The 1,729-nt window shown below is 30.0% G+C and carries 4 protein-coding genes; 1 reads left to right on the top strand and 3 read right to left on the bottom strand.

Going from position 1 to position 1,729, the window contains the following annotated elements:
• The 3 genes from V7149_RS26395 to V7149_RS26385 form a co-directional block, all read right to left on the bottom strand.
• Nucleotides 1-550 (bottom strand): hypothetical protein (locus V7149_RS26395; protein ID WP_438824172.1); only part of this gene is annotated, 550 nt, incomplete at its 3' end.
• An 84-nt stretch (nt 551-634) separates the two neighbouring features.
• Nucleotides 635-934 (bottom strand): helix-turn-helix domain-containing protein, encoded by a 300-nt coding sequence (locus V7149_RS26390; protein WP_335348513.1) that lies wholly within the window; start codon nt 932-934, stop codon nt 635-637.
• Between the two features lie 50 nt (nt 935-984).
• Entirely contained in the window at nt 985-1,200 is a 216-nt protein-coding gene (locus tag V7149_RS26385; RefSeq protein ID WP_335348512.1) for a helix-turn-helix domain-containing protein, read from the bottom strand.
• 245 nt (nt 1,201-1,445) lie between these two features.
• Here V7149_RS26385 and V7149_RS26380 point away from each other — a divergent pair, with 245 nt between their 5' ends.
• A complete protein-coding gene (locus V7149_RS26380) occupies nt 1,446-1,601 on the top strand; it encodes a hypothetical protein (protein ID WP_335348511.1) in 156 nt (51 codons plus the stop codon).
• The last annotated feature ends 128 nt before the right edge of the window (nt 1,602-1,729 follow it).

Genomic DNA, 1,729 nt, shown 5'->3' with positions numbered 1-1,729 from the left:
GTATAAATGGTGTAAGTAATACCATATGATTTGCAGCTAGAGCAATGAATTTTTGATAGTTTTGAATAAAACTAGACTGTCCCTGAGATTCTTCCATATCATCTACTGCATCAATAATATCTCTTCTATGTTGTCTATCTTGTATACCCTCTACCAATACTTTTCTCAATTCATTAAAAAGGTTTTCTGGAGCAATATTTACAATATTATGAGAGTTGTCATTGGAATTAATGTTTATTTTAGCATTATTACCTTGAACGTTATAAACTATTTGATTCTGTTGCTCTAATTCTCTAGTAGTGACCTTCTTTACTTCACATTGGTAATGGGCATTAAAACCATAACCACTATCGTAGAAACCTCTGTCCAGGACTAAATACTTTTCTGTTAATCCGTTTGGAAGAAGTCTGATAAAATGATCACCTTCTTCAATTGGAACATTAGGATCATCAATAAAAATCATATCAGGTTGCACAGTTGATTTAATTTCTTTAACTACTTCGCCATTTTGCTTATGCAGTGATACTACATCTTTACCTGAAATCATCATAACACTCCTCTTTTAAAATAATTTTTAATCAGTGTTAGTAACTTTCAAAACAATCTCAACTTTTCTATTAATTTTTTCATTAATCTATTTCAACTTCACAATCACATTAATAAACATTATCATCTCTTCTGGAGATACCTCCTTGCTTTCGAGTAACTCTATCACTTCATTCCATTTATTTTTTTCATTGAAAAAGTTACCCAGTGATTCATTGTATAACTCAAGTAATTTAAGCAATGTAGGTAATGAAGGGAAATTTCCTTTTTCAATTTTTGCAATATGAGAGTGATCTAAATTAAGCTTGTTTGCAACTTCTCTCGTAGAATATCCCTTTACGGCTCTTAATTCCTTTAATTTATAACCATAATAGCTAAAGTCGGTCAATATAAAAACTCCTTACCAATATTCCTTTTATCTTGTTTCATTACAAAAACTCAATCGTTTTTAATCCAAATATCACCAAGTTTTATATTAGGATCAATTCTCCGTAATTCCTCAACAATCTCATATAAGGTGTCAAAACTGGGTAGAGATTTATTATTTACAATTGCACTAAAAGTTGACTTATCTATTCCAATTCTCTCTGCAAACTCCCCGTGTTTAATATTTAGTTCCGCTAATATAACCTTCAATCTACATCTATATATCATAAAAACACCTCAAATTATGTATTCGCCAATCCTTTTTTTATTCCTTTTTTAATAGGATGGGCTATTCAAAAACTTTTTTGTGTGGACAAGATATTATTTGTGTAATCGCCCATATAATTTACTATCAGCAACTGTATTTGCAAATATATCATCTTCTTAATTTAAGCAAAATATATTTTAGCCTTGCCCAAGTATTAATAAGAAAGGTTTTTAAAAATTGTTTAGAAAAGGGAGAGAGATGACTGATGAATTTGGAGGTAATGAGTATTGAAGTATTAAAAAGAAAATGGGATGAACTAATAAGGAAATTTGAAAAGGAAGAATCAGATCAGTTAATCGATGCGTTAAATATTATTGAAAATGAATTAAACAAAAGGAGTGAAAAATCATGTTCACTCTAACAAATAAAAAAGAGGTATTTACAGTGAGTGAGTTTTTAGCCCGCCAGCCAGAACCAACTCAGTGTAAAACACCTCTAACACCATTATATGGCTATATGTGACTCGATACAAATTATAGAAGTTTTGTT

This window comes from Bacillus sp. JJ1503 (assembly GCF_036965125.1).
Taxonomy (GTDB): domain Bacteria; phylum Bacillota; class Bacilli; order Bacillales; family Cytobacillaceae; genus Cytobacillus.
Note: the sequence above shows the minus strand (reverse complement) of the source record. Positions and strands in the feature narration are given on the sequence as shown.

Bases quoted from the DNA above. Each gene is read 5' to 3' on its own strand.
- V7149_RS26385 (WP_335348512.1), bottom strand. From the start codon at position 1,200: ATGATATATAGATGTAGATTGAAGGTTATATTAGCGGAACTAAATATT.
- V7149_RS26380 (WP_335348511.1), top strand. From the start codon at position 1,446: ATGAATTTGGAGGTAATGAGTATTGAAGTATTAAAAAGAAAATGGGAT.